At 44.7% G+C, this 26,389-nt stretch carries 27 protein-coding genes; 14 read left to right on the forward strand and 13 right to left on the reverse strand.

Features of this window, described 5'->3' with window-relative positions:
• Window positions 1-2: 2 nt before the first annotated feature.
• The 6 genes from NSS79_RS18185 (at window position 3) to NSS79_RS18210 (ending at window position 8,957) form a co-directional block, all read left to right on the forward strand.
• On the forward strand, window positions 3-4,100 hold the full coding sequence (locus NSS79_RS18185; protein ID WP_342435576.1) for a thioester reductase domain-containing protein: 4,098 nt from the start codon (window positions 3-5) through the stop codon (window positions 4,098-4,100).
• Between the two features lie 23 nt (window positions 4,101-4,123).
• A complete protein-coding gene (gene sbnA / locus NSS79_RS18190; RefSeq protein ID WP_342435577.1) occupies window positions 4,124-5,143 on the forward strand; it encodes a 2,3-diaminopropionate biosynthesis protein SbnA in 1,020 nt (339 codons plus the stop codon).
• Window positions 5,140-6,405 (forward strand): MFS transporter, encoded by a 1,266-nt coding sequence (locus NSS79_RS18195; protein WP_342435578.1) that lies wholly within the window; start codon window positions 5,140-5,142, stop codon window positions 6,403-6,405. The genes sbnA and NSS79_RS18195 overlap by 4 nt, the downstream gene beginning before the upstream one ends.
• Before the next feature lie 36 nt (window positions 6,406-6,441).
• Window positions 6,442-7,155, forward strand: a complete 714-nt coding sequence (locus NSS79_RS18200) for an alpha/beta fold hydrolase (RefSeq protein ID WP_342435579.1) — start codon at window positions 6,442-6,444, stop codon at window positions 7,153-7,155.
• Between the two features lie 1,079 nt (window positions 7,156-8,234).
• Window positions 8,235-8,603: a hypothetical protein gene (locus NSS79_RS18205; RefSeq protein WP_342435580.1), complete on the forward strand. Its 369-nt coding sequence runs from the start codon at window positions 8,235-8,237 to the stop codon at window positions 8,601-8,603.
• A gap of 153 nt (window positions 8,604-8,756) precedes the next feature.
• Window positions 8,757-8,957, forward strand: coding sequence for a hypothetical protein (locus NSS79_RS18210; RefSeq protein ID WP_342435581.1), 201 nt, complete (start codon window positions 8,757-8,759; stop codon window positions 8,955-8,957).
• A 113-nt stretch (window positions 8,958-9,070) separates the two neighbouring features.
• On the opposite strand, the gene NSS79_RS18215 is transcribed toward NSS79_RS18210, so the two are convergent.
• Window positions 9,071-10,291 carry an IS256 family transposase gene (locus NSS79_RS18215; protein ID WP_342435582.1) on the reverse strand — a complete coding sequence of 407 codons (1,221 nt, stop codon included), beginning with the start codon at window positions 10,289-10,291 and terminating at the stop codon, window positions 9,071-9,073.
• 75 nt (window positions 10,292-10,366) lie between these two features.
• Here NSS79_RS18215 and NSS79_RS18220 point away from each other — a divergent pair, with 75 nt between their 5' ends.
• Complete coding sequence (locus NSS79_RS18220; RefSeq protein ID WP_342435583.1) at window positions 10,367-11,209, forward strand: ATP-binding protein; 843 nt, start codon at window positions 10,367-10,369, stop codon at window positions 11,207-11,209.
• Window positions 11,210-11,230: 21 nt separating this feature from the next.
• Window positions 11,231-12,721, forward strand: a complete 1,491-nt coding sequence (locus NSS79_RS18225) for a hypothetical protein (RefSeq protein WP_342435584.1) — start codon at window positions 11,231-11,233, stop codon at window positions 12,719-12,721.
• Window positions 12,722-13,495: 774 nt separating this feature from the next.
• Here the strand turns inward: NSS79_RS18225 and NSS79_RS18230 are convergent.
• The 3 genes from NSS79_RS18230 to NSS79_RS18240 form a co-directional block, all read right to left on the reverse strand.
• Window positions 13,496-13,945 carry a YdeI/OmpD-associated family protein gene (locus tag NSS79_RS18230; protein WP_342435585.1) on the reverse strand — a complete coding sequence of 150 codons (450 nt, stop codon included), beginning with the start codon at window positions 13,943-13,945 and terminating at the stop codon, window positions 13,496-13,498.
• Between the two features lie 51 nt (window positions 13,946-13,996).
• Window positions 13,997-14,467, reverse strand: a complete 471-nt coding sequence (locus NSS79_RS18235; protein WP_342435586.1) for a DinB family protein — start codon at window positions 14,465-14,467, stop codon at window positions 13,997-13,999.
• Between the two features lie 274 nt (window positions 14,468-14,741).
• The gene (locus NSS79_RS18240) at window positions 14,742-15,389 is read right to left on the reverse strand and encodes a FusB/FusC family EF-G-binding protein (protein WP_342435587.1); all 648 of its coding nucleotides are present in this window, start codon (window positions 15,387-15,389) and stop codon (window positions 14,742-14,744) included.
• A gap of 634 nt (window positions 15,390-16,023) precedes the next feature.
• Here NSS79_RS18240 and NSS79_RS18245 point away from each other — a divergent pair.
• On the forward strand, window positions 16,024-16,437 hold the full coding sequence (locus NSS79_RS18245) for a MarR family transcriptional regulator (protein WP_342435588.1): 414 nt from the start codon (window positions 16,024-16,026) through the stop codon (window positions 16,435-16,437).
• Between the two features lie 3 nt (window positions 16,438-16,440).
• Window positions 16,441-17,193 carry a glucose 1-dehydrogenase gene (locus tag NSS79_RS18250; RefSeq protein WP_342435589.1) on the forward strand — a complete coding sequence of 251 codons (753 nt, stop codon included), beginning with the start codon at window positions 16,441-16,443 and terminating at the stop codon, window positions 17,191-17,193.
• Between the two features lie 149 nt (window positions 17,194-17,342).
• Here NSS79_RS18250 and NSS79_RS18255 read toward each other — a convergent pair whose 3' ends face one another.
• A complete protein-coding gene (locus NSS79_RS18255) occupies window positions 17,343-17,687 on the reverse strand; it encodes a hypothetical protein (RefSeq protein WP_342435590.1) in 345 nt (114 codons plus the stop codon).
• 183 nt (window positions 17,688-17,870) lie between these two features.
• Between NSS79_RS18255 and NSS79_RS18260 the strand changes: the two genes are divergently transcribed.
• Window positions 17,871-18,212 carry a hypothetical protein gene (locus NSS79_RS18260; RefSeq protein ID WP_342435591.1) on the forward strand — a complete coding sequence of 114 codons (342 nt, stop codon included), beginning with the start codon at window positions 17,871-17,873 and terminating at the stop codon, window positions 18,210-18,212.
• Between the two features lie 85 nt (window positions 18,213-18,297).
• Here the strand turns inward: NSS79_RS18260 and NSS79_RS18265 are convergent, their stop codons facing one another.
• The 5 genes from NSS79_RS18265 to NSS79_RS18285 all read right to left on the reverse strand — a co-directional run bounded on the left by NSS79_RS18265 (window position 18,298) and on the right by NSS79_RS18285 (window position 22,494).
• Complete coding sequence (locus NSS79_RS18265) at window positions 18,298-18,936, reverse strand: ABC-2 transporter permease (RefSeq protein WP_342435592.1); 639 nt, start codon at window positions 18,934-18,936, stop codon at window positions 18,298-18,300.
• Complete coding sequence (locus NSS79_RS18270; protein ID WP_076111109.1) at window positions 18,929-19,798, reverse strand: ABC transporter ATP-binding protein; 870 nt, start codon at window positions 19,796-19,798, stop codon at window positions 18,929-18,931. Before NSS79_RS18270 ends, NSS79_RS18265 begins: the two co-directional genes overlap by 8 nt.
• Window positions 19,795-20,175, reverse strand: a complete 381-nt coding sequence (locus NSS79_RS18275) for a GntR family transcriptional regulator (RefSeq protein WP_342435593.1) — start codon at window positions 20,173-20,175, stop codon at window positions 19,795-19,797. Before NSS79_RS18275 ends, NSS79_RS18270 begins: the two co-directional genes overlap by 4 nt.
• A 166-nt stretch (window positions 20,176-20,341) precedes the next feature.
• Window positions 20,342-21,022, reverse strand: a complete 681-nt coding sequence (locus tag NSS79_RS18280) for a succinylglutamate desuccinylase/aspartoacylase family protein (RefSeq protein WP_342435594.1) — start codon at window positions 21,020-21,022, stop codon at window positions 20,342-20,344.
• Between the two features lie 173 nt (window positions 21,023-21,195).
• Entirely contained in the window at window positions 21,196-22,494 is a 1,299-nt protein-coding gene (locus tag NSS79_RS18285) for an alpha-glucosidase/alpha-galactosidase (protein WP_342435595.1), read from the reverse strand.
• 273 nt (window positions 22,495-22,767) lie between these two features.
• Between NSS79_RS18285 and NSS79_RS18290 the strand changes: the two genes are divergently transcribed.
• Window positions 22,768-23,628, forward strand: a complete 861-nt coding sequence (locus tag NSS79_RS18290) for an AraC family transcriptional regulator (RefSeq protein ID WP_081965845.1) — start codon at window positions 22,768-22,770, stop codon at window positions 23,626-23,628.
• Between the two features lie 114 nt (window positions 23,629-23,742).
• Here the strand turns inward: NSS79_RS18290 and NSS79_RS18295 are convergent, their stop codons facing one another.
• Window positions 23,743-24,003 (reverse strand): hypothetical protein, encoded by a 261-nt coding sequence (locus NSS79_RS18295; protein WP_342435596.1) that lies wholly within the window; start codon window positions 24,001-24,003, stop codon window positions 23,743-23,745.
• Between the two features lie 574 nt (window positions 24,004-24,577).
• On the opposite strand from NSS79_RS18295, the gene NSS79_RS18300 reads away from it, so the two are divergent.
• Window positions 24,578-24,799 (forward strand): hypothetical protein, encoded by a 222-nt coding sequence (locus tag NSS79_RS18300; protein ID WP_076111114.1) that lies wholly within the window; start codon window positions 24,578-24,580, stop codon window positions 24,797-24,799.
• 78 nt (window positions 24,800-24,877) lie between these two features.
• Here the strand turns inward: NSS79_RS18300 and NSS79_RS18305 are convergent, their stop codons facing one another.
• The gene (locus NSS79_RS18305) at window positions 24,878-25,201 is read right to left on the reverse strand and encodes a YolD-like family protein (protein WP_076111115.1); all 324 of its coding nucleotides are present in this window, start codon (window positions 25,199-25,201) and stop codon (window positions 24,878-24,880) included.
• 188 nt (window positions 25,202-25,389) lie between these two features.
• Complete coding sequence (locus NSS79_RS18310; protein ID WP_342435597.1) at window positions 25,390-25,788, reverse strand: hypothetical protein; 399 nt, start codon at window positions 25,786-25,788, stop codon at window positions 25,390-25,392.
• 235 nt (window positions 25,789-26,023) lie between these two features.
• On the opposite strand from NSS79_RS18310, the gene NSS79_RS18315 reads away from it, so the two are divergent.
• Window positions 26,024-26,215, forward strand: a complete 192-nt coding sequence (locus NSS79_RS18315) for a hypothetical protein (RefSeq protein WP_341093553.1) — start codon at window positions 26,024-26,026, stop codon at window positions 26,213-26,215.
• The last annotated feature ends 174 nt before the right edge of the window (window positions 26,216-26,389 follow it).

The raw sequence follows: 26,389 nt of genomic DNA on the forward strand, positions 1-26,389 counted from the left end.
AGATGAATTACGAAACAGAGCAGGATAATGCCATTGCGGTTGTGGGGATGTCCATCCGGTTTCCCGGCGCAGGAACCATTGAGGAGTTCTGGAATAATCTCCGAAGCGGAGTCGAGTCGGTTACCTTTTTTACAGAAGAGGAGTTGGAGAAGAATGGAATTCCTTCTTCGGTCTATAAGCTCGACAATTATGTTTCCGCCAAGCCGGTATTAACAGATATTGACCTTTTCGATGCAGAATTTTTTCAATTGACCCCGAAGGAAGCCAGCTTGATGGATCCGCAGCAGCGTCTGTTTCTGGAGTGCGCCTGGGAAGCGCTGGAGTCGGCAGGGTACCATGGAGAGGATTATCCTGGCCCAATCGGTGTTTTTGGCGGTGTTGGAGAAAGCACCTATTTCTTATTTCATATTTTCAGCCAGCCGGATCTGTTGGAACAGTTAGGGAAGATGCAGAGCAAGCTCTTTAACGACAAGGATTTTTTGAGCACGCGTGTGTCCTACAAACTGAATCTTCAAGGTCCCAGCATGACTGTACAGAGTGCATGCTCTACCGCGCTGGTGAATGTTCATTTAGCCTGCCAAAGCCTGCTTAACGGGGAGAGCGACATGGCTCTTGCCGGGGCTGCCTCTATTGCCATGCCCAATCATTCCGGATATCTCTATGAAGAAGGAAATATTTATTCCGATGACGGACATTGCCGTGCGTTTGACAAAGACTCGGGCGGTACCATTTTCGGAGATGGTGTTGGGATTGTGCTGCTCAAACGTTTGGAGGATGCCCTGAAGGACGGAGATACAATCCATGCTGTCATTAAGGGATCCGCGATGAATAACGACGGAAGCATGAAGATTGGCTTCACAGCCCCCAGCGCCAGAGGACAAGCTAAAGTTATTGCGGAGGCGCTCAGCATGGCAGAGACACCTCCAGAAACAATTGGTTATATCGAAACCCATGGTACCGGAACCAAGCTGGGGGATATGATCGAGATTGAAGCTCTGAAGTTGTGCTATGACCAGCCGGACGACAGCAAAATTATACTTGGATCAGTTAAGACCAACGTGGGCCATCTGAATACAGCAGCCGGGATTGCAGGTCTTGTAAAAACGATACTGATCCTGAAACACGGCCAGATTCCGCCAACGCTACATTTCTCCGCACCTAATCCCCGACTGGGGCTGGAAGATTCCTGTTTCGATATCAATACCTCATTAGTAAATTGGGAATCTCGAAATGCGCCGCGGAGAGCTTCGGTCAGTTCCTTTGGCGTTGGAGGAACCAACGTCCACCTTGTACTGGAAGAAGCTCTACCTCTGCATGCTTTGGAGGAGCAGGAATACTTACAGGTGCTGCCGCTTTCCGCTAAGACGCCCGGTGCATTGGAACAGATGACCGAAAATTTACAAACGTATCTGACTCGAAACGAACAAGCACAATTATCCGAGGTGGCCTACACGCTCCAGTTCGGAAGAAAGACGTTCTCCAACCGCAGACTGCTTGTCTGTTCTGGAAGGGACGAAGCCATTGATCTGCTGCAGCATCCGGAAGACAAGCGCGTCGGAACCCTCTTGCAACAATCGCCGATCGCTGATTCTGAGCCTTATGCAAGCATCTTCATGTTTCCAAGCATTGGCGGGGAGTACTTTGGTATTGGAAGAGAATTATTCGAGACCTTTCCGGTTGTAAAAAGAGAAGTGGAGCGTTGTAACGTTCTCTTTAGCTCTCATCTTGGAATAAACGTCAGGGCGATCATTACTTCGAATGGAAGTAGAGGGGAACCGTATGAGCACCGGCTGGATTCCTTATACAGCCTGCCTGTGAATTTTACAGTGGAATATGCTCTAGCTTCTCTTCTCCTCTCCTGGGGGATTCAGCCAGCAGCCGTTATCGGTTGCGGAACAGGGGAATACGCGGCAGCTTGCGTCTCCGGCATACTCAGTTTGGAGAATGCAGTCGCATTGGTATCCGCTCGCGTAAGGCTGATGCTTACAGTCGAAGCTACATCTTCATCCTCCGAAGAGCCGGAGCCTGGCATAACCGCGTTCAAGGGAGAAGTAGATAACCTTGAGTTCCTGACGCCGCACCTTGCTTTCGTCTCCTCTGTAACCGGCACCTGGATTTCTGAAGCTGAAGCTACAGATCCAAGCTATTGGCTTCGGCATTTGCAGAGCCCTGAACGATTCGAGGCAGGAATTCAGCAAATCAAACGTCAGGGATCCAGATTCTTGTTCAGCGAAGTCGGGCCTCTCCAGGTTCTAGGCGCGAGAGTGCAGCGCATGTTCACAGCACAAGGCCAGACCACATATACATTCAGCACGTTAAAAAGGATACATCAGGAGCAATCCGAAGTGTCCAAACTCCTATATCTTGGCGGGATGCACTGGGTCTGCGGTCAAACGATAAATTGGAGTGAAATGCGTCTTGATCAAGGGCCTGGCCGCCGTATTCCGCTGCCTACGTATCCGTTCGAGAGAAAACGTCACTGGATCGAATCTAATTTTTCCGCAGTATTCGGAGGGGAAAGGGATGGCATGATTCAACACCCGCCGGGAATGAACGTAGCAGAGGATAACACTGGCGGTCCCGGGGAGACAACAAAGGAAGAACAGACAGCGTTCATTATCGCCGGAATTTTCGAGGATATTCTCGGTGTGGAGCAGCCGGGTCCACAGGATAACTTCTTTGCACTTGGCGGAAATTCACTTGTTGCCGCACAATTTTTATCGAAGATTAATCATACTTTCCAGTCTCATTTCTCGATGGAACTGATATTCATGGCCCCGACTGTACTAGGGATTGCAGCCGAGGTCAACCGCTTGCGTAGCGAGCAGGTGCAAGACCAGGAGACACCTGGACATCATCCGGTGCTGGGGTCCAGCGCACCAGACGATATTCATCTGGACCCGCAGGTGGCTGAAAGCATTCGGACTCTTGCAGGCCTCTCCGGGAATGAGGCCTTGGAAACTGTAGATGACAGGATCTTCCTGACAGGGGCTACAGGGTTCATCGGGTCACACGTGCTATGTGAGCTGCTTCGAGACACCCAAAGCGATATCTACTGCCTTGTCCGGGCTTTGACGCTACAGGAAGCGATGGAACGGATCTCATCCGTTATGCAGCGCTACTTGATTTGGACGGAGGACCATCGAGATCGCATTATTCCCGTACTGGGGAATTTGGATGAGGAAAGGCTGGGAATAAGCGAAGAGCAATTTGTCGATATCGCCAGCACAACGTCGGTCATTTACCATATGGCTGCTTGGGTGAACTGGATCTATCCGTATTCCGAGCTGAGAGCCGCGAATGTTCTCGGTACTAAAGAAATTATCCGGCTCGCTTCTTACAGCCGTTTGAAGCCTGTACACTTTATGTCTTCTGTTGCTGTGTTTGATTCCCAAGAGTTGCCTCTGACCCGGGTATGTTACGAGAATGAAGACATCGGGCATTTGCGAACCTTCCAGACCGGTTATGCGAACTCCAAATGGGCTTCTGAGCAGCTTCTGCTTGAAGCCCGGGCTTGCGGTCTTCCCGTTTCTATTTTCCGCTCGGCCTATGTAACGGGAAGCAGTCTGAATGGAATAAGCAATATCAATGATTTTGTCTTCCGCATGGTAAAAGGGTGTATCCAAATCGGGGCTGCTCCATACACCGATTTGTATGTCAATATAGCGCCTGTTGATTTTGTGGCCCGATCTATCGTCTTCCTGTCCCGACAAGGAGACAGCTGTCAGCCTATTTATCATATTACCAATCCGGAAACCGAAACCTGGCTTTCACTACTTGAATGGATTCAAAGTTATGGATATGTACTCGATCTGATCCCGGTTAATGATTGGAACGACAAGCTGGAACAAGCCATCCGGGAATCCAAAGACAATGCGCTGACACCTTTTTTATTCTATTTTGCTCCCGAGAAAGAGCCGCATACACCCGGTCAAAAGATTCCTGTACAGGGCAAAATGTACGATATGCAGAATACGGCGGATAGACTTACAGACAATTCCATCCTATGCCCAAAAGTAGACGCTTCCCTATTGACCCGATATTTTGACTATCTGGTGGATTGCGGTTTCTTGGTAAGTCCATTCGCTGCAAGACTATAGCTTATAGAAAGCAGGTTGTTCATATGATCTATTCATCGGTAATTGATCTGATCGGCAGTACACCCGTTGTCGCTTTGCATACAATCGCTCCTTCGGATGGTGCGCAGGTTTTTGTCAAAATCGAGGGCTTTAACCCAGGGGGGAGTATGAAGGACCGAACCGCCTTTAATATTATCAGGCAAGCTGAAGCCAGTGGAGATTTACAGCCGGGCGGGGTTATCGTTGAATCGTCATCGGGTAATTTAGCGATCGGACTGGCCATGATTGCCCGTATCAAAGGCTACCGGATGATTGCCGTAGTCGATCCCAAAATCAACCGTGTAAATCTCAGGATTCTGCAAGCCTATGGGGCGGAGATCAGAATGGTTAATCATCCGGATAAGAACGGCAATTATTTGGCTGCCAGACTTGAACTGGTTCAATCCCTGAGTGAACAGCTGGAGCATGTATACTGGCCTAATCAATATAATAATCCCGCCAATCCAGAAGCGCACCGGTTAGGAACTGCCCGGGAAATCTTTCAAGATTTCGGACAGGATTTGGATTGGGTAGTAACTCCAGTTGGAACAGCAGGGCTATCAACAGGTTGCAGTATGGGTTTAAAGGAGCTCATTCCGGATATTAAGGTTATGGCTGTAGATGCAGAAGGGTCTGTTATCTTCGGGACCCCCCCTGGCCCCAGACTCCAGGTAGGGCTTGGAGCAGCGGTTGTTCCCGGCAATTTGCGGCCAGAGTTCTTTGATAAAGTTGTTCACGTCACAGACCGGGAAGCATTTCAAATGACACGCAGGCTTGCACTGGAAGAAGGAATCTTGGCGGGCGGGTCCTCAGGATCCGCCGTCCACGCAGGTATACAATTAGCCAAATCTTTACCTCCCAGTCAAAAGGTGCTCATCATCCTTCCAGACCGTGGCGAACGATATTACGATACGATCTTCTCGGATGCTTGGTTAGAAGAACACGACATTTTAATGGATGAAGATATCAAGGATCGGTATGTAAATCTCCATTCTACAATCCCTGAAATGAGGATTTCTCAATGAATAAACTTCATCTGAATATAAAGGTCCGGCTTGCTGAATCATTTTTTTCCTCGTTTATCACGTTTATGTTTCTGCCATTTATGGCGATTTATTTTGCCAAATATTTTGGTGAGACGCTTGCTGGTATTCTGGTAGCGGTGATTACGGTAGTCGGTTTGGTATCAAGCCTGTACGGAGGACAGCTTGCCGACAAACTGGGCAGAAAAAAGATTATGCTTTTATCGGAAGTGCTCCGGTTTGTCGCCTTATTCTTTTTAATTTTTTGCAATTCCCCCTGGCAAACATGGCCAAACCTTACTTTTGTTTTGATGATCCTGCTTAACATTGGAAGTGGACTTGCTCTTCCTGCGGCCCAAGCGATGGTGGTCGATGTTAGTACACCGGACAACCGGAAGTTAATTTATCGTCTGGAATATTGGTCCTCGAATTTGGCTTTAGCCATTGGTGTCGGGCTGGGAGGCGTGTTATTCTCAAACCATTTGTTCGAACTATTGATTATCGCGGCTGCCGGCTCGTTGCTATCATTTATTATCGTGAAATTTCTCATAAAGGAGACCTTCTTCACAGAGTTCAAGGAACGTGTACACCTGCGCAAGTTATATTATGATTATAAAATTACCTGGCACGACAAATTGTTTATGATCTACATTCTGGCCTCGATACTGGCATTATCATTGGAATTCCAGGTAATGAATTATACAGGTGTGCGGTTATCGAATAGTACGGATCAGTTTAGCTTGTGGAGTACGGACCGCTTTCAGTTCTCATTAGGTGGTGTGGAGCTTTTTGGGCTGTTGCGTTCAGAGAATGCGGTTATCGTAATCCTGTTCTCGTTGACAGTCGGCTTATTAAGCAGAATTATTAAGGATCGGTGGCTTCTCATATTAGGGGTTCTTATAAACGCAGTTGGCTATTATTTTATTGCGATTGGTAACAATGCCTGGCTGTTATTGGCTATGATGATTCCTGCTACGGTTGGAGAATTGATGTTTTATCCGGTAAAACAAACCTATCTGGCGGAAATTGCACCTGCGGAGAGCCGCAGCGTATATATGGCGGTCAATAGCCTGGTTGGCAGGGCCGCTACAATGCTGGGTGGAGCGGCGATTACGATTGGTCATTGGCTTCCGGTGTGGCTGATGGGATTGCTTTTTCTGGGTACAGGAGTGATGGCGGCCTGGTTATTTGTAATCTTTATGAACAGAATGGAGGAGAGGGCCGCACCGCTTGATTCCACAACAAGCCCCACAATTATGCAGTAACTTGTAAGACGTGGGTCCAGAGAAAGGAGACGACAAATGAGTATGGAACAAGAAGTTAAACTTTTTTGTATCCCTTATGCAGGCGGGCTTGCGGGGGCTTACAACAGTTGGAGACAGTATATAAGTCCTGGCATATTGCTGTACCCGCTCGAATTATCCGGGAGGGGAAGACGCTTCGGAGAACCTATATCTACTGATGTATCCGAGACCGTTCGTGATCTGCTAGAACAAGTGAAGCCGGAAATGAATGGGGGACCATTTGCCGTACTTGGTCATAGTCTAGGAGCGATACTTGCCTATGAGCTTGTCGAAATGATACATAATGAGCTGCAGTTGGATCCGGTCCATGTGTTTTTTTCTGGAAGATCTCCTTTGCATCTTGCAGTAGAGGGCAGCCAGCACCTTCTTCCCGATGATGAGTTCTTGGACTATCTTGTAAGTCTCGGCGGGATTTCTCTTGAACTTCAGCAACATGATGATCTGCTTAAGATGTTCCTCCCAATTACTAGGTCTGATATGCAGATGGTTAAGAATTACCGCCTATCTGTTGATAAGATTACCCCTGTACAATCTAATCTTTCTGTCTTGTTCGGTCAGGATGATACGATTGATAATCTCAAGCAGTTAGAGCATTGGGCGCTGTACAGCGAGGCAGATTGTAGAATTAAAGGATTTTCCGGGGGACATTTTTTTGTTATCCAAAATGCTCCGGAAGTGGTTGCTTTTATTAATAAGACATTGCAAGGATAAAATAAAGCCAGTGCTGTTTATTTTTCAATTTTAGATTTACAAATAGATTCTTAAAACAGTGCTGGCTGTGAACGTATATACATAGAGAACGCTAGTGCTGCTAAAGATGATCGAGTCGAGTTATAAGAGGCTCTCGATGCATTAAGCGAGAAGAAGGCAACTTGTACAGGGAATTGAGCATACGGAAATGTAAGCTAAGTACATTGTATGTGCTATCAAGTGAAAAAAATTCCACTACCCCTTTCATACGACGCGGGTATTATGGCTTTAGCTGGCGCACGACCGGGATGCGGCGTTGGTAAAGACGTTCGACGTGGTGTGGAGAACAGCTTTCCAACTCTGGACCGCCACTAGCGCGCGTGACAACCTTTACACCCATCCAGCCGCAACCCGCCACGGCGGTGACCATGGGGTCGGTCTGGAGTTGGGCGAAATGTACGGGTTCGACATTAAAGCGATGTCCTGCGGAAGCCTGTTCGCTGTGCAGGTTGCGGCCGGGATGGTAACCGAGAGCGGACCCAAGACACGGGTTCTGGCTGTCGGCGCGGACCGGCACTCAGGGATCATGGACGGGGCCGACGCCCGGACGCGAGCGCTGTTTGGGGCCGGTGATGACCGGTTCCGCACCTGATCGAAGGCCTCTGGCGGGCTCTGGCCGTCCCGCCGGGGGCTATCTGCCGTCACCAGTAGAGGATGGCAGCACTTCCGCCACAGCTTTCAATGCCGTTCCCTTGATGGGTTAATTAACCACAGGGCTATTGTATTTATCTTGGCAGGAGGAGAGGCAGGAAGGGCCATGGGAATTGGAATCGGTCCAATCTTTGACCTTGCAGTTGCGTATTCGAATTCTGGTCGACGGTACCGAGGGATTGGTGAATCGCTACTCGTTTACCCTGTGAAGTCGGCGCGGGGGCCACTAAGACCTGCTACATAGGTAGCAGCCACGGTGTCGGTTTTCACCGGAACTCACCAGAATTCTGGAAAAACTAAAGGATTCGACAAGTACTTTTGACTGTCTAATACAGATGTTATCAAGTTTTTTCATTAGGGTACTAACTACATATAGGGGGATTATATAAATGCAGGAATATCCCTTTCCATCTAATCTGTTAACAAGCAGTTTCCCACTAATTAATTGTCTTAAGCGTATTGAATGTGATGTTACTGGTTTATATATTGTTTTTGAAAATGCAAATATTTTATATGTAGGAATGTCACTTAAGATAGACAGGCGAATTTCAAATATTGAAAGTACCCACCACCAACTTCCCACTATTCTTAAAAGACATCCGTTTTCTAGGGTTCATATTATAGAGTTTCCTTGGTGGGAATTGGACATATCAGACGACGATTTAACTTTATATCAGTATATAGTAACCACTGCATTAAGAGGATTCGAAAGTGCCGCTATTCAATATTACAGACCTTTATATAACAGGACTTCATAATTAATTTTAAGCCGATTTGTTCTTTACATGTTTTTGCTTAATATGTATACTACTTAAGTCGTTAGACAATTATAGTGAATTAATAATTAAATTTGAATCTTTGCTTTTGAGGGCGCCCTCTCCAAACCATAGTATGGTAAGGAGGAACATCACATGAGAGTTAACCAAGGTGTTGAAGTTCAAACTAGATGTATAAAAGTTAATATGTATCTGACAAAAAAAGATTTTAATTTTATTGTTTTCAATAAAAAAGATGAAATTGATCCTATTATTTTTAGTTTAAAAGTTTCTAAAATGAGATTGAATTTATTATTAACTTTTATTGCAAGTATTATTGGTTTTAATTATATTTAAATAATTTACTAACTAAAGCCGAGTTGTCGACATTCGGCTTTTTTGTTGGGTCTGTCAATAATTTTGTGTAAACTCTTTTAAGCATAGATTCCCCCGAGGGGGAAGTCGCGAATCTAACGCAAGTGTTGACCGACCCGATCAGGAAAGAAGACGGACAACTGGAGCAGCATTTGCCCCCAGTTTTGTACACGTCCCGTCCATTTCCGAGTGACGTCAACGGTAGCTAAATAGAGCATCTTCAGCAATGCCTCATCCGTAGGAAAGATGCTTTTTCCTTTCGTTACTTTGCGTAGCTGGCGGTGGTAACTCTCGATCATATTGGTGGTGTAGATGAGTTTGCGGATCTCAGGCGGGTACTTGAAAAAGGTAGCGAGTTCGTCCCAATTTGTCCGCCAGGAACGGATAATAAGAGGATATTTAGCGCCCCAGACTTCCTGAAAACGGTCGAGTTCAAGCAAGGCGCCTTCCTCAGTAGCGGCCTTGTATATAGGCTTTAAGTCGGCGGTCACCTTCTTAATGTCCTTGTACGACACGTACCGTGTGGAACTGCGGATCTGGTGAATAATACACTTCTGGATTTCAGTTTGGGGGTAGCAGGCTGCAATCGCTTGAGAGAACCCGGACAGGTTGTCCACGCAGATAATGAGAATGTCCCCCACCCCGCGATTTTTCAGCTCATTGAGCACGCTCAGCCAGAACTTGGAGGACTCGTTCTCCCCGATCCACATGCCCAGCACATCTTTGTTTCCGTCCAAATCAATGCCAATGACCATGTAGGCGGCCTTGTTGATAATGGCCCCGTCTTGTTTGACTTTAAAGTGGATGGCGTCCAGATAGACGACCGCATAGACGCCCTGCAGAGGCCGGTTCTGCCATTCTTTAATGAGAGGAACAATCTTGTTCGTGACATTGGAAATGAGCGTAGGAGAGACTTCAATGCCATACATCTGTCCTAGATGATCCTGGATTTCTCTTGTACTGACGCCTTTGGCATACAGGGCAATGATTTGTTCTTCGATGCCCGTTACGTTCGACTGATGCTTCTTGACGACAAGTGGCTCAAACTCACCCAGACGGTCCCTAGGGATAGCGATTTCCTGTTCACCGTACTCACTGACGACCGTTTTGCGGCTCTTTCCATTGCGACTATTTGGAGTGAGTTTCGCCTTTACTTCATGCTTTCCGTAGCCTAAGTGAGTATCCATTTCGGCTTCCAGCATCTCCTGAATCGTCTCAGCGAATAGCTCTTTTAGAGCATTTTGCGCATCCTGTGCGCTTACCAAATTGTTTTCCTTAATAAATTCCCGTAACTGCTGTTTTGTCCAAAGTCCCATGTGTTCTCCCCAACCTTTCTCTTACTTCCATTTTAATGGGTTTGAGAGTTTACACAATATATTTTACAGACTCGAATGATAGTTTACGGTAGACCGAGAATAGGAAAGACATGGGCTTTACGTTTTGCCATCGATCATTTACCTACAAATTTTGATGCACCATTGCCTATTCTTTATGCCAACTGTAATTCATACCGTGTACCCAGTGAGGAAAAATTCTACTCAGACCTACTTAGCGACTTTAACTTTCCCTTTATATCAAAACGAAATTCATCAGAATTACGGAGACAGGTTGTTAATTTCATGCTTGAAAAAGCAGAAAAATCAAAGCTACGGCGTTTGGTTCTAATCATTGACGAAGCACACCGGCTCACAGAGGCACACTATAATTGGTTGATGGACATTTATAATGCGCTTATCCAGAAAAAAATTTCAATGACTGTTATTTCTGTTGGCCAAGAAGAATTACTTTCAAGACGAACCTTTTTTCTGGAGCAAAAGAGATCTCAGATTATTGGTCGTTTTATGACACATGAACATGACTTTCATGGAATAAGAACCTGGGAAGATATGCAGCTGATATTAAGCGGCTATGATTCACCAGAAATCTCTTGTTATCCTGAAGCAAGCGGGTGTAGCTTCAGTCAATATTTTTTTCCAGAAGGTTATAAAAAGAAGGAAAGATTGGAGAGCGAAGCGAAAATGTTATTTGAGCTATTTGCGGATTTGAGAAAGGAACATGGGGTTTCTGCAGTCTTAGAAATTCCTATGGAATATTTCTCTTTTACTATTGAAAATGCTTTAAAAAAGTACGGGATACATGGTGATCAACATTACTGGATTAATAAAGCGCAGTGGAGGGAAGCCATTGAAATGTCGGGTTATGTAGAGTCAGAGATCTACATGGCTCTTGTTTAAATTGAGCTGGGGGGGATGTTGATGCAAGCAATTTGGAGAAACGAATGGATTCATGAATACGAGACTCCTTGGTCGATATTCGAAAAATTATCATTTGCTAATCGTACAAGCAGAAGAAATATTTTTGAATTTGTTGCAAATAGTATTGAAAAGAATAAAAAAAATCCTAAAAAAGATGAACGAAAAATTGATCTATTCTCCCTTAAAAGCTTTGATGAGACAATCCTAGAAATGATTTTTGGAGTGAACTTAGTAACGTTTACTCAGCAATCCCTACATTCACTGACAATTCCTCTACATAGCCATCGATATCCAGTCACATCCTGGTTTTCTAAACATCTGCGATGGTGTAGCGAATGCATCTCATACGGACATCATAGCTGGTTACATCAATTTAAATTATTGGATTATTGTCCTTTTCACAATACAAAATTAAAAGAGACCTGTCCAAAATGTGAGATTAATATTCCTTTCATATTTTCCAACCGATTTTTTGGAAACGCTTTTTCCTGTAAATGCGGATTTCAATTTGCTGATTTTTCAAATATACTTTGGGGAAATTGGGATACAAAATTTAAGATAGTGGATCCAGCAACTTTACATTGGTTGTCCAAAACCAATAATTCTGAAGGAATCCAAACTCTATTTTCTCCTGAATCCGCGAGTCTAAATATACTTTCCGATTTTCAACCATATGTATCAATGAAATCGTTTACTCAGGATAACAATAAGATACTTATAGATGATTTTTATTATTCTACTCAATTTAACAAAGATCTATATAATAATAATGTGAATACATTCCAAACTGTTAATCGTTATTTAAGAAAGAATCTACTCAGGAATCATTCTAATTGTATAAAACAATTTTGGCAGTTACTAAAAAGTGATGGGGAAGACTTCCCTGATATTTGTCCATACGCTTACGCGTATGTTAACTGGCGTAAAACACTTTTAAAGACTGAACGTTTTTATAGTTCTGATACCCGAAGTAGTCTTGTAGCGCGAAGTGGAGGACGACACGGATATAAGCTGCTTACTAATGCAATAACTGATGACATTAAATTATTATTAGAAGAATATGTTCTTAGTAGTAAGGGGAAACAGGTTAATAAGGATACATTGGAGTGGATTCAAGAACAATGGTCATATCGTTTTAGTTTAGCATTTTTTTATGACTGTCTAAAATATGCCAACGATATTTTGCTGCATGGCAAGAAACATACGGATTGGGATAAGATCCTCATGAGCACAAAAGCCAATTTTAAAATTGCTTTCAAATACCAAGAGATTAAAGGAAAGCGCGCTGAAGGTATAAACTTTAAGATGTATTATGAGAATACAGCTGACACTAAAATACCTGAACATCAATGTCCAAATCATAGCTTAAGAAGAAAGAGAGCTATTTCAAAAATGAAATCATATTTACCGGCACGAATATCCATGGATTACCCCCAAAATTATGAATTGATTAATTACGTAAGTTCCTATATTAAGAAACATGATTATTAAAAACAACTCATTAGGAGTTGTTTTTTTGTGGCCAAAAGGGGGCCTCGTCGGCAATGGGACCATGTTCTTGTCCTACAAGGGACTATGTTCTTGTCCACCGACAACTTAACAATTTTGTCCTAAAAGGGAGAGTATATATCAATCTATATACATATGTACAAAATACGGGTTTTGTGAATAAGTATCAAGTAAATAAACCGGACCATTCTAATTTAGCCGTTTTTGCATCTGATCCCGCTTATTATACCTCGCTTATTATACCTGTGGTATTATAAATGATATTTTACTACTCTTTATCATTTTTTTAGAATATTAATTTCTTTTACCTGCATGATACTTTTGATTTATTTAATGCGTTCATTCAATACGATATTCTGCAATTAGACTGTACTTGGTTATGTAACTCGAATCGTTTGAATTATCAAATGAATTTCTCCGGATCTTACTTAATTCTGATCATGCAGTCCCAACTGCATGATTTGCCGTTAATTCATTTATTCCTTTACTTATAGATCCAATTAGTCCCGTTAATTAATTTGGCAATAAAATTTCATTTACAATGTTAACTGCCTCATTATGAGGTTTACTGTTACATTTTCTCAGATCCTATTTTTTAACTCATGTCACCCCCCTCTTTTATCATCAAATATTTACCATATAATAACATTTAAAAACATGATCCATCCTGAATATTTTGAATTCATCATGAAGTGCTTCACTTAGTTAGCTCCGAAACCTGTATTTCAATTTTTTCGATACATCTAAATACAGGATTTATTTATCTTTAAGTTTGTTAATTAAAGCTATTACCCGGTTATTCTTTGTTTCTTCCTTTTTAGCTATTTCAATATAATTTATCTGCTCTCGCTTAATATAATCAGGCTGAGTTAGGAATGTATTCAGTATGTGGTGATCTTCCAGGCTTTTTGAAATGTAATCAGGCAAAACAATATTACGGTTTTCCTCACATTTTTTAAGAAGTACATGGAGTTTGTCACCGAGCTCTTTATGCACGGCTCTTCGAATAAATTCATTATAAACAAAATAATGCCCATTTTTTGACGGCAACAACGTATGATCAAACTCGTGCCCGTCAACGGTGATTTGAACAGATACTTTACCATTAGTATCGAATACTTCCCTTACTGAATATGGGAAATAAACTACTTTCCATTTCATTTTACCTTCCAGCATCTTTATCTCACTATCAAATTCATAAACCATATTGAATAACACTCCTCATTGTAAAGAAGCTGTTTTCTATCACTCACGTTATCATAGCCACTTTACTGCTTCTAGGTGGTTCGAATTCAGTATATTGTTGCAATAACCTATATGATGTTGAACATGTCGGATCTGCATTAGGATTACATCAGTTTTAGTTATTTCTTCGTATAGTACACATGGTTCCAATAATCTGTCATCAGTAAGTTCATCAAAAAACCTACGGGCCACACTCAATATCTCCTCAACATACTCCGTCATTTCCTCTTTAGTAGGGTAGTCAGAGCACTCCTTATCTAGGGCTTCTGTTATATCCTTGCCGAAGTCAGGTATTTTGAATTCTTCATCCTTCTGCTGCCTAAACCAAAATTTCATACTGGTTGTAGCATGAAATATCTGCTTCCAGTATTTTTGCCTGGCATCTCTCCAAAAATCATCAGGACATACTTCGATAAGTTGCTTCAACATTTCTAACGTCGGTTCAAACTGTCTTCTTAAGACAGCTACCATCTTGTCACTCATGCTCATCAACTCAATTCTCATAATTTAGTATTGTGACTATATTCTTGATTTCAGCAACAAAACCTTCTCATACTCATCAGTGCTATTGGCAAATTTGTGAACCCCTAAGCTAGCTCCACCGAATATGTATTTCAAATAGTTTCCTGATCACTTCGGCGTTCCTCGCTCAGTCTGAATCGCCTTTCAACATTCAGTTTACGCGATCTAATAAGCACTCTTATACACGGAACAAAGTAAAACAGGCTGCCTCTAGGGCAGCCTGTCGTAGTTATTGTTATTTTCGAACCGAAAAAATGAACTTCTCCAATGATCCTATATCGGTAATGCTCTGATTACAAGCATCGCTCTCCAGACATACGTACTGGCCAATAGAAGAAATATTATCCGGCGAAGCGTTCGCTGGCTTGGTCTTAACCGTGAGGAATGCAAGCTCTTGATGACGATTACAGAACAAGCAGTACCCTTTCTTGTTAGTGGGCGTGATTCTTCCCTCGATACCAACGAACTGTCCTTCGAACGGATAGACAATGAATAATTTGTTCGTAGCTATGTCTACCCAACTCAGATACGTTACATATCGGAAGTCGATAGATCCTAAGTCAGGCACCTTCAGCTTCTTATTCTTAGGGAATAGTTTCTGAATCTGCTTCAACGTAATTGGTGGAAATGGCTCCAGATAGGGTTCTAATGCGCTCAGAAATCTCTGGAAATCATATGCACTTTCGAAGGTCGTTATTTGTTCCAGCATTTGCTGCTGATCAGTTGCAAGATTAGGAATGGCTTCAATAATATTCGCAGCTGCACGATATCTTACAGTCTTCAAGACGTTTCGATCCGCGACGGTTCGCAGCGTTTTCTGCAGAAAATCCGTTTGTTTCTTAATGACGTTATATTGATGGTTTCTAATAAATGGTGTATTCATAGCTCTTCAGCCCCTTATTTTTTATATAAAAACATAAGGTGCAAAGCCTATTATTAGAAACGATAAAGTCAAGGTTGGGCGATCGTATCCATCCTACCGCCCCCACGCAAAGTATCGCCCCAGATTAGGCTTTGCATGAGGACTTCCTAGCTAATGAGCAATTCTGCTTTGCCATCAGTACAACCCCCAATCAAATTCACATGTGAAAAGTATATCAAGAAACCCCAGGAGGTGCAATTTTTCTGTTTCCCTCTCACCAATTTTATCGCCAATACATGTAAGCGGTATCAAGATAAAAACACTCTCCGCTCTCTTGAAAATGTACCTGTAGGCTTCAATTCCTCTCCGCTCTGCATGCTCATACCTCAGCTCAAATGGAGATAAGCACTTTACAATAACGGGACCGCATAAATTATGCTGTCTTATTGGCATGTTATCTGAAGTAGTCAATGAGTGCGTCACTCAAGCTAAATTTTACCACCCCTCTCATGCTCCAGTTCAGTTGACTGACATCCTAAAAAGGTTTACATTTAAATAGTTAAACCATATTAACTATTTAAATATTTAAAGTATTTTTTTGAGGTGATGACTACTGGACAAGCAAGATCAGCTATCTTATTTAATCAGCCGCCATATGTTGACACTGGTAGCGAGCTACACCAAATTACTGGACAACAATTTAACGGCGCCCCAATATTTTATGTTGCAGACCCTGGCGAAGCATGACATGCAGACCAGCTCCTATTTTGCCAATGTGCTGGGTGTAACGCTCTCCGCCATCACCAATTTAAGCAGTAAGCTCGTTCAGAAGGGATATATTGAACGTGTGGTATCTGAAACTGACAGGCGCCAGGTGCACTTGAAGATTACAGACCAAGGGCGTGAAGTCGAACAACGGATGCTGGAACGGTACAAACAGCTGACAGACGGATTATGGAGTGAATTTTCCGGCACAGAGCTGGACCTTCTCATCGATTCTTATCAGAAAATGATCGATCATTTAGAGCTGAATATGAACGTAATCAATACAAAGTCACAGGAGGAATAACACATGGGAAGATTAGATCATAAAGTAGCGGTAATTACTGGAGCAGCCGGCGGCATGGGTAAAGCAGACGCCCTGCTGTTCGCCAAAGAAGGCGCCAAAGTTGTAATTACTGACTTACAGGAAGAGAAGCTGCAGGAGGTTGTCCAAGAGATCCGGGAAAACGGCGGTGAAGCCATTGGAATAAAGCAAAACGTTGTCTCCGAAGAAGATTGGGTACGGGTCGTTGATGAAACCTTGAAGGCATACGACCACATCGACATTCTCGTCAACAACGCCGGTGTTTCTGACCCGACTCCATTTATGGAACAAACCGTGGAACGCTGGGAGAGAACGATGGGCATCAATGTAACCAGTATTTTCCTCGGACAAAAAGCAGTTATTCCACACATGATCGCAGCCGGCGGCGGCTCGATTGTCAACATCTCTTCGATCGCCGGGTTGACCGGCGGAAGCGGCGCAGGTCCATACACTGCCAGTAAAGGTGCCGTACGCATGCTGACCAAGGCCACTGCTGTAGATTATGCCAAGCATAACATCCGCGCCAACTCCATACATCCAGGCTATATAGAAACTCCAATGACCGAGGATCTGCTCAAGGATGAAAAAATGAAGCAATGGTTCTTCGCCCAGACCCCGCTTATGCGCCTGGGCACAGCTGAGGACATCGCCAAAGGCGTCCTGTTCCTGGCTTCGGATGATTCCTCCTACATTACAGGCGTTGAGCTGCCAATTGACGGCGGATACTACGCTAAATAAATAATTCTAGGCTGCGCTTCTGCATTTACAGCAAGCTGCTTTGTACACCAAAGACCCAGGTTGTCGGATTCCCTCCGCTTCCCGGGTCTTTTCTCGTTTGAAATCTGTATCGGAAATTTAGAAATTCAAAAATCATGGAGTGAACACCGCTAAACCGCCAAATGTACTGTACCGTCTTTGTAAATATCTACTCTTTGCGCGCAAAGCAGCATGCCCAGTCCATTAGCTTGACCTTTTTCTCTTAAGTCCCTCTCTCTGCGTTCCCAGATTTCTCTGTCATGGATAATGTCATATAAATAGTAGCTCTCGGAATTAGCAGCTTCCATCTCTTCCACGAAGATGAAGCTGCCTTGAAAAAGTGCCTTGAACCACTCAACCGCTTCCGTATGTGAGCTGAATACAGGGAGATCCTGTTCAAACCGCTCCGACAAATAACGTTGCTTCAGCCTGCCGATCCTTACATAATATTCATCAAGTGTTTGTGGAGTAATCATACCAAAGCCCCCTTATGCTACACTAAAAACTTTTTCCAAAAATATCATGTTCCTCAGCGGAGGGATATGATATTCTTCATTCTCGGGCAACAACAATCACTGGCGGATTGTTCACGACTGAGCAGGACGGGTATTGAAATGTAGAGAATACACCACACCATTTATAATAGGGAGGCTATATCTTTGGAAAATACGGATTGGATCTCACTCGCGGCACTGGTACTCACGTTGCTGCTTATGCTCAGGGTAATCAGTCTCAATAAGCGAGTCAACGAATTGCAGTCACAGCTGGAACGGATCGACAGCCGGTCAGCGATGGATGGAGGTTTTATTAAGACGGGAATTGCTGCCCCGACGCCGCAATTTGTGCAGAATATGGATTTAATGCCGGATTTGGAGAACAGGCTGCGCCTGCTGCTGGCCGAAGGCAAGAAAATCCAAGCCATAAAAGTACTGCGTGAAGCGCGGGACTTATCCCTGATGGATGCCAAAAATTATATTGATGATATGGAGCAGGGGAAATAAGGAAAGCTGTACCCGCTTCAATCAGAAACGGCTGCGCCCTCCTTAAAGGAATGGCGCAGCCGTTTCTTTGCAAGTATAGAGAATCCTATATATCCTTACTCGTGAAGATACGTAACGAAATCAGATAAGAGCCAAATAGGATTATAATATAGGCCAGACCGCTGATAACCGGGATCAGAATGCTCTCGGTCTTGCCCGTGCTGACCCAGTTCGCCAGATCAGGTAACCATTTCATGAGCTTGGTCAAAGCGGCGAAATTAAGCATAATTAACATGATAAAAATAAAATTGACCACCTGAGTCCCTTTCTGGCCCAGCCAGTAGTGCAGCGGCAGGTACACTGCGGCTAGCAATGGGAAGCTCGCAATGCACAGGGCAAGCTCTCTCCAGGCAATGGGCTCTGTGGCCCGGCCGGCAAAGAAAGCAACACCATACAGCAGCAAGGTACAAGCTAAACTGAGCAGGCATGAAGGAAGCAGCACCAAATATTTGGCCATTACAATCTGCTGCCTCGGCATAGGAAGACTAATCAGGAATTTCTGATTGTTCTGCTGCACATCCACTGTACATGAATTGATTAGAATCAGCATGGCCGGAAATAAGGCGAACATGGTGTAGCCATCAAAGTTGGTGTAGCCCATAATGATGTAGTATGGAACAAGCAGCAGCAGGAATTTTTGCAACAACATGAAGTCTTTACGGATCAGATACAGCGAGTTATACATGCACATCACATCCTTTTACAGTAAAATACATGATTTCCTCCAGCGTTGGCGTCTCGCAAATTGCATTGTCCTTGAAGAAGCGCTCCCCCTCTGCCCGGTTCCCGACCAGTCCCTCGAAGCCGAGCGCACTTTCCCGAATCCCAAGGAACAAGCGACGGACATCGCGGTCAAGCAGCTCCTTGCCGCCTTTGACCAGCAGATATTTCTCCGTCAGCGCTTCCTTCATCTCATTAAAGACCATCTTCCCGTCATTGATAAAGACGATATAATCGGCAATCCGGTCAAGATCTGTTGTGTTATGCGTGGAGAACAGAATCGACTTCTTCTCATCCTGAATATGTTCAGTGAGCAGATCCAGCATTTCCCTGCGGAACACAGGATCTAGACCCGATGTAGGCTCATCCATTATGAGTAAGTCGGCTCCATGTGACAAGGCAATCGCCAGCGAGAATTTAATCTTCATTCCCTTGGACAAATCCTTAATCTTCTTGCCTGGCGGAAGCTTGAACAGCTCCTGGTATTTCAAGTATGTATTCTCATCCCAGCGGCTGTAAAAAGGCGCAATAATCTTCTTCATCTGCTTGACGGTAAGCTGCTCGTAGTAAATATTCTCATCCGACACATAACCGATTCTGCTCTTGATGGCCGGTTGATGCTCCTGGTTATCAAGCCCGAATAGGCTGATCTCTCCCTGATCCGGATGAACCATGCCCATGATCATTTTAATCAGCGTTGTTTTGCCTGCTCCGTTCGGGCCGATCAGACCGGTAATATACCCTTCCTTCATTGCCAGTGAAATATCCTGCAGCGCAAAACGGTCATAACGCTTGTGCAGGTGACTCAGCTCTATACAGTTACTCATTCCTTCTCCTCCTCATATAGCAGTTTCAGCATGTCCACAATCTCGGCGTATTGGAGTCCAAGCGCCCTGCTCTCATCAATGACATCCTTCAGCTTAAGCTCCATAATCCGCAGCCGCTGCTCCTTGATAAATTCCTGATCAGCCCCGGACACAAAGGAACCCTTGCCGACGATGGAATTGATCAGCCCTTCTCTCTCCAGTTCCTCGTATGCCCGCTTCGTCGTGATGACACTGATTTGCAGCTCTTTGGCCAGCAAGCGGATAGACGGCAGCGGTGTCCCGGATACCAATTCACCCTGTAGAATCAGTTGGCGGATCTGCCCCACAATCTGGGCGTATATCGGCTCACCCGAGGTACTCGAAATCAAAATGTTCATGTTGCTGCACCATCATCCTTTTGTAACAATGTAGTTAGTGTATATATGTAATATATACATTATATATAGGCATGTCAATAATATCCTTTTATAGGACGCAAAACAAGGCTGAACCCTCAATTGCTTGCGGGTTCAGCCTGAAGTGAACAGTCTCTTCTCATCATCTTCAACCAATAAATCCGGTTGTTCTTAAGAAATGGCGCACGATGTCCAACTGGTACTGTACCCGTAAAGAGAAGTCCAGACTCCAGCAAGTCTCAACGGTGACCGCTTTCGTACCGAGAATTTCCCGAACCGCCTTCCGCGAGGTTCCGTTTCGCTCACGCCGCCGGATATTGAAATGATAGGAGGACTGAGTTATCGACCGGTTCATTCGTTTAACGATTTGTTTAGCCACTCTAGCTGTACGGCTTCCCGGACTAATAATTAAAGTCTGGCCAACCCGTTTGGGATTTTTTTGTGAAAGTCCGTTTGCTTCATGCAGATCCAGATACCACGAAGGGCCATGGTGCTGCGCCAGCTGAAATAAGGCTCCTGCCAGCGAATGGCTGGCCTTCGATTTACCACGGTAAGGAAAGCTCCGGTTTAAATCCGGCTTGCCTCTAATCTTCTTACGATAAGCCTTTTTATTCACCAGAGGGACTATAATAAGTCTGCCTTTTAGGAGGATCAGCTCACTGCGGGTGAACATTCCCGCCAGATTTTGCGCTGCACGGATGCTGGCTGGTTCATTCCCGTGTATTCCGGACACCACCATAAAGACCGGGCCGGGACGTAGGCCGCTAACGACATAATAGGGAGTCGCATAAGACGTATCTGGCGCAAGCATACTTTTCTCGACGAACACCGAATCTCACCTCCAGAGCGGTTCCGTAAATGAATATCTATATATAAGATATTCGTACTGCTGCTTACGGTTTGGACACTCCGGGAAAAACATCGTCCATTAGCCTCAGCAGGCTCCCTGTTTAGACAGACAAAAAGCCCGGTTTCCCGGGCTCTGTTAGTCATACTTATATGCTATTGATACTGCGGCAGCCAGTCGCCGTGGGCAGCTATCAATTCATCACACATGTTCACAATATCATCCATCGACAGCTCTGCTGCCGTATGCGGATCTAGCAGGGCCGCATGATAGATATGCTCTTTTTTACCGGTGATTGCCGCTTCGATGGTCAGCAGCTGTGTGCCAATGTTCGTGCGGTTCAGAGCGGCACATTGCGGAGGCAGATCCCCCACAAAGGTAGGTGTAACCCCGCTGCTGTCCACGAGACACGGAACTTCGACACAGGCCTCCCGTGGCAAGTTGGTGATCAGCCCTGTATTCATCACGTTGCCGCCGATCTTGAACGGTACATTCGTCTCGATCGCTTCCAGAATATAAGAGGCATATTCATGCGAGCGTTCATGCTGAAGCTCGTGGTTGCCGACGAGTTCCTCGCGCAGCTGCTGCCAGCGGCCAATCTGCTCCACACAGCGGCGCGGATATTCGTCGAGCGGAATCTGGAAGCGTTCGATCAGCTCCGGGTAGTTCCTTTTTATAAAATAAGGATGGTACTCCGCGTTATGCTCAGACGATTCTGTAATGTAGTAGCCGAACTTCAGCATCATTTCATAACGTACCATATCTGTGTGAGGCTCCAGCTGTTTCTCTGCCGCCCGGCGCTTAATCTCCGGATAAAGATCCTTCCCGTCCTTCGTGACCTCCAGCAGCCAAGCCATGTGGTTGATTCCGGCGATCTTCGCCTGCACTCCCGTCCGGTCGATTCCAAGGTGGTCAAATAATCCGGGGATACACTGCTGCACACTATGACACAGTCCTACTGTCTGCACACCGCCATAGGTGTTCATTACATTCGTCAGAACAGCCATTGGATTGGTATAGTTCAGGAACAGCGCATCCGGGCAGACCTCGCGTACATCCGCAGCAAATTCCAGCATCACCGGGATGGTGCGCAGATTGCGGAAAATGCCGCCGATGCCTACCGTATCCGCAATCGTCTGCCGCAAACCGTATTTCTTCGGAATTTCAAAATCGGTTATGGTGCAGGGATCGTAACCTCCGACTTGAATCGCGTTAATGACATACTTGGCGCCGCGCAGCGCTTCTTTGCGGTCGGAGTAAGCGTTAATCCTGCATGTGCTGCCGCTGCTATTCTTAATGGAGTTAAGCATGTTCTCTGAGTCCTTTAGCCGCTGATGATCAATGTCGAACAAGGCAAGCTCGAAACCCTGCAGCGCCGCTGTCGCCATGCAGTCACCCAGAACGTTTTTGGCAAAAACAGTGCTTCCTGCACCGATAAATGTAATTTTGGACATGAACAATACGCCTCCTGTTGGTTGCGGTAAGAATGCCTGCCATAAGCAAATAAGGAGTTTATGCAAGGATGAATAGGGCAGATGATTGCAGTAACGACAGTCATTATCCGCTGTTTTTTTGCTATATTCACTATAAAATAGAACGCCAGAAATGAGTATGGAGAAATACAAGTGAGATATGGATCTTTGTTGCATTTGGAATCGTAATGTAGTAGCCTGAGATTAAATGCAATATCAATATGACTCAGTCATTCATGTATGGGAGGCCCTTCAATGAATCTCGAACATTCGTACTTCACTGCCAGCTTTAATCTCGTACCAGAAGAGCAGGACATGGCCGTATTATTCAGTGGTGAAGGCAGACCCGTACCCGGACACAAGATCGGCCCCTCCGTGCATGATTACTTTTTAATCCATACCGTGCTGGATGGTGAGGGCTTCTTTCAAAGCGGGAATGTCTCGCGGCACTGCCGGACCGGAGACACATTTGTTATTTATCCGGGGTCCCTATTCAGTTACCAGGCTGACAAGGACAGCCCCTGGCACTACGTATGGGTAGCCTTACAGGGGGAAGCTGTTACGGCACTGCTCTCCGATGCCGGGATTACCAAGGAACGGCCGTTGCTGCATTCCGGGAACACCCGCGAGCTGCACAGCCTGTACGAACATATTCGCTTGGCCTTCCAGCAATCCCCTTATCCCCGGCTGGAAAGCCTGGAGGCCTCCGGCTGGACCCGGCTGCTGCTCCACCAGTTCGGGCTGGCCAACCTCAGTGTCCTTCCAGCCCGTCCCAAAGAAATGCCCGAGGTCATTGACCGCCAGATTGACCAGGCGATCCGTTGGATCTCACTGCAGTTCCACCAGCAGATCAGCATCGACCACATGGCGGCGACGTTGGGTTATCACCGGGTGCATCTGTCCAAGGCATTCAAACAGAAGACCGGTTTGTCTCCCAAGCAGTATCTGCTGAAGATGCGGATGGACAAAGCCAGGGAACTGCTGGGGGGAACACTCACCATCGATCAGGTGGCCTCATCCGTCGGATTTAACGATGCCCTCTACTTCTCCAAGCAGTTCCGCAAATACACTGGCATGCCGCCGAGCGAGTATCGCGCCGTTCTCCGTGAGAGTTAAGGCGAATGATGAACAACCCTGACGGAGTTCACCGGCAGGGTTGTTTTAAAACCTATTAGTCACTATATATGTTCTTGCGTACTTTTAATCTAAAATGCCCGTCTAAGCGCAGCTTTATTTTCTGTCCGACTTGTCAACATATTGACCTGTCAATGGATCATAGTGCGGACGTTCCCCCGCGATCTTAAGCTCAATCCGTTGCACCGAATACAGCAGCTCCCCGAAACCGATAAAAAACACGCCAATCAGGCAGGACCAGATGAACAGATAGAAACCGGCAGATAATGTGCCCATATTCATGGCTACAGGAATCGAAGCAATCAGTCCAAGAACAATTATACCGCCGCCTAAATATTTTAAATGTTCGCCCTTCATGGACTTCCTCCTATCTGCAGAACAGACTCTTTATAATTTGTCAAAATTCATCCCGATTACGCCTGCAACAAGACTAACCAGTAAGTAGACAATGATCATCATGAATAAAACTCTAAACAGGTTGACCGACCTTCTCATTGTTCCTTCACCTCCTGTTAGCCCGCCTTATGGGTTTCAAATTTATCCGGTGGAAAAATGAAATCCTAAATTATTCCAACGGCTACTCGTGCTAATTGTAGTGTTTCAATACCTTCCCGTCAATGTTGCTCCTTGCAGCGTATTAGTTAATTGATGCAATTGGGGTGATGCGGTATACTGCTGTGTAGACTTTATACTATATAGAATGAACTTAATAACTACATAAAAGGGCAAAAGTAGCGGAGGGGAAATTTGGAACTGTAGGAGCGAATGCGTTCGCCTTTGTCTGCGGATTTCCACCGCGAACAGCGGTACAAATCAAAGAAATCTGCAGACAACAGCGGCCGGAAGTCCAAATATTCAGCGTAGCTACGCCATTGCCAAAATAATTACTTTCAATCTATATAGTGCAGAAATGATAAAGGAGGTTGTCCAATTGAAGGAGATTCGAATGCAATCAAAAGACCGCGCAGTAAGCTTCAGACTCATTGAAGAGTCCGGAGAATTTATAGTGTTTGACATGTCATTGTCTGGCCCCGCGCGGGATAGAACAAGCTACAGCGGAACAAGTTTTGAAGCGGCCTGGAAAGCTGTCGAGGCTATAATAGGGGTAACGGCTATACCGGACGAGTTCAAACCATACGCATCAACATTGTAGTAACAAGCAGAATGCAAAATCTTTTATGACATGAACATATAAATTTTAAAGAAAGGGTCCCAGGATTGGGACCCTTATTTATGTAGTCGCTTGAATAACATCGTCAATCTTAATCCAATCATATTCATACTCAATCTGTAATTTGACCTGTCTCAGTTGCAGGTCCACCGACATGACAACGCCCCTGATCTTATGGTCTTGTTCTGGATCGAACAGCGTAATTGTGATCTGTTCGTTATAACGCTTGGAATAAGCAAGTACTTGATCTATTAGCTCCCATTCCTGAGCATCGAGCACGGGTTTGCTTCGCAGACACTGTTTTTCTTCATCCTGGATGATTCGGCGTTTGTGCTCCGGAGTCATCATCCGGCTGCAGTCAAATATGCTGTCAAATTTCTTCATGTTGTCTGACCTCCTCAGCCCCATAAATAAGAACACTTGTTTGTATTATAACCATCTATGAGAATTTAAAGCAACGGAAAAATCCGCCAGTTGAACACTGGCGGACTGAGAGCTAAACGCTATTAGATTGAATATTTCACCAATAAAGATATGCCCGATTCACCGCGACGACCAGGTTATGGGGACAATTACTTCAAATTCTCCACCGGCATGTTCATTAGGAAGTACTGAATAGCCAATTCTTTTTCAATCGTCTTCAATACATCGTCTGTCGTACTCTCGTACACAAACGTTTCCTGCTTTAAATACGTTAATACAATATTGCAGCTATGGTCAAAACTGGCCAGAGCTTTGCTGTCTTTCTCTTCCAAATCCAAGCGCATTCGGGTAACAAGAATTAAATATTCTTCAATCAAAGCCATCCGGTACGCATCTTTCAATACGTCAACTTGTCCCCAAGCATACACGCCCCCCTCTATTACTTCAGAAGAGTGCTCCACATACTCAAGACTTGAGTTCAATAACAGCAATTCGATCCGTTCAAGGATCTCCTGATAAATTCCTTTGATACCTTTCCTTGTATCCACAACCATTCACCTCTCCAACTCCATTTTTCTGAAAAAATCAACCTATCCGTCCTAACCTGGAGGGTGCTTGGGTCTAGATTCACTGTAAACAGTTACTTTAAGAATAACCCGGTTTCAAGCTAATGTATATAATAATAATACAATATTGTAACCATTATGTCTGTTAAATTCTTCTAATCCTGTTTAATGATAAGTAGAGATCATAATGCCACAGTTTCAAAAGGAAGTGAAATGAATGAGAAAAATAGAAATACAGTCGGCCTTGGAGCAAAGTATGAAGCAGCGTGTTCATCTTGTGAGCGGTGAAACTTTTACCGGCCTTTGTGAAATTGACCATCCTTCGGATTCCTTAAGCATTTCAACAAATAAAGGTATACTTACGGTACCTTTTTGGACCATAAAACGTTTTGTTCACAGCAGAACATAGTCATACCATCCTGGCTTTTTTCAAAAAAATCAACCCGCCAACATACGGACTGGCGGATTGATTCATGTACACATTTCATGCAATTATTAGCTGAATTTGAATCCCAAACTTATATCTATAATTTACCATCCAAATGCCATGAATACAAGAAAATTCAACTGTAGCCAAGCATAT

The sequence above is a fragment of the Paenibacillus sp. FSL L8-0436 genome, from assembly GCF_038593025.1.
GTDB lineage: Bacteria > Bacillota > Bacilli > Paenibacillales > Paenibacillaceae > Paenibacillus_AQ.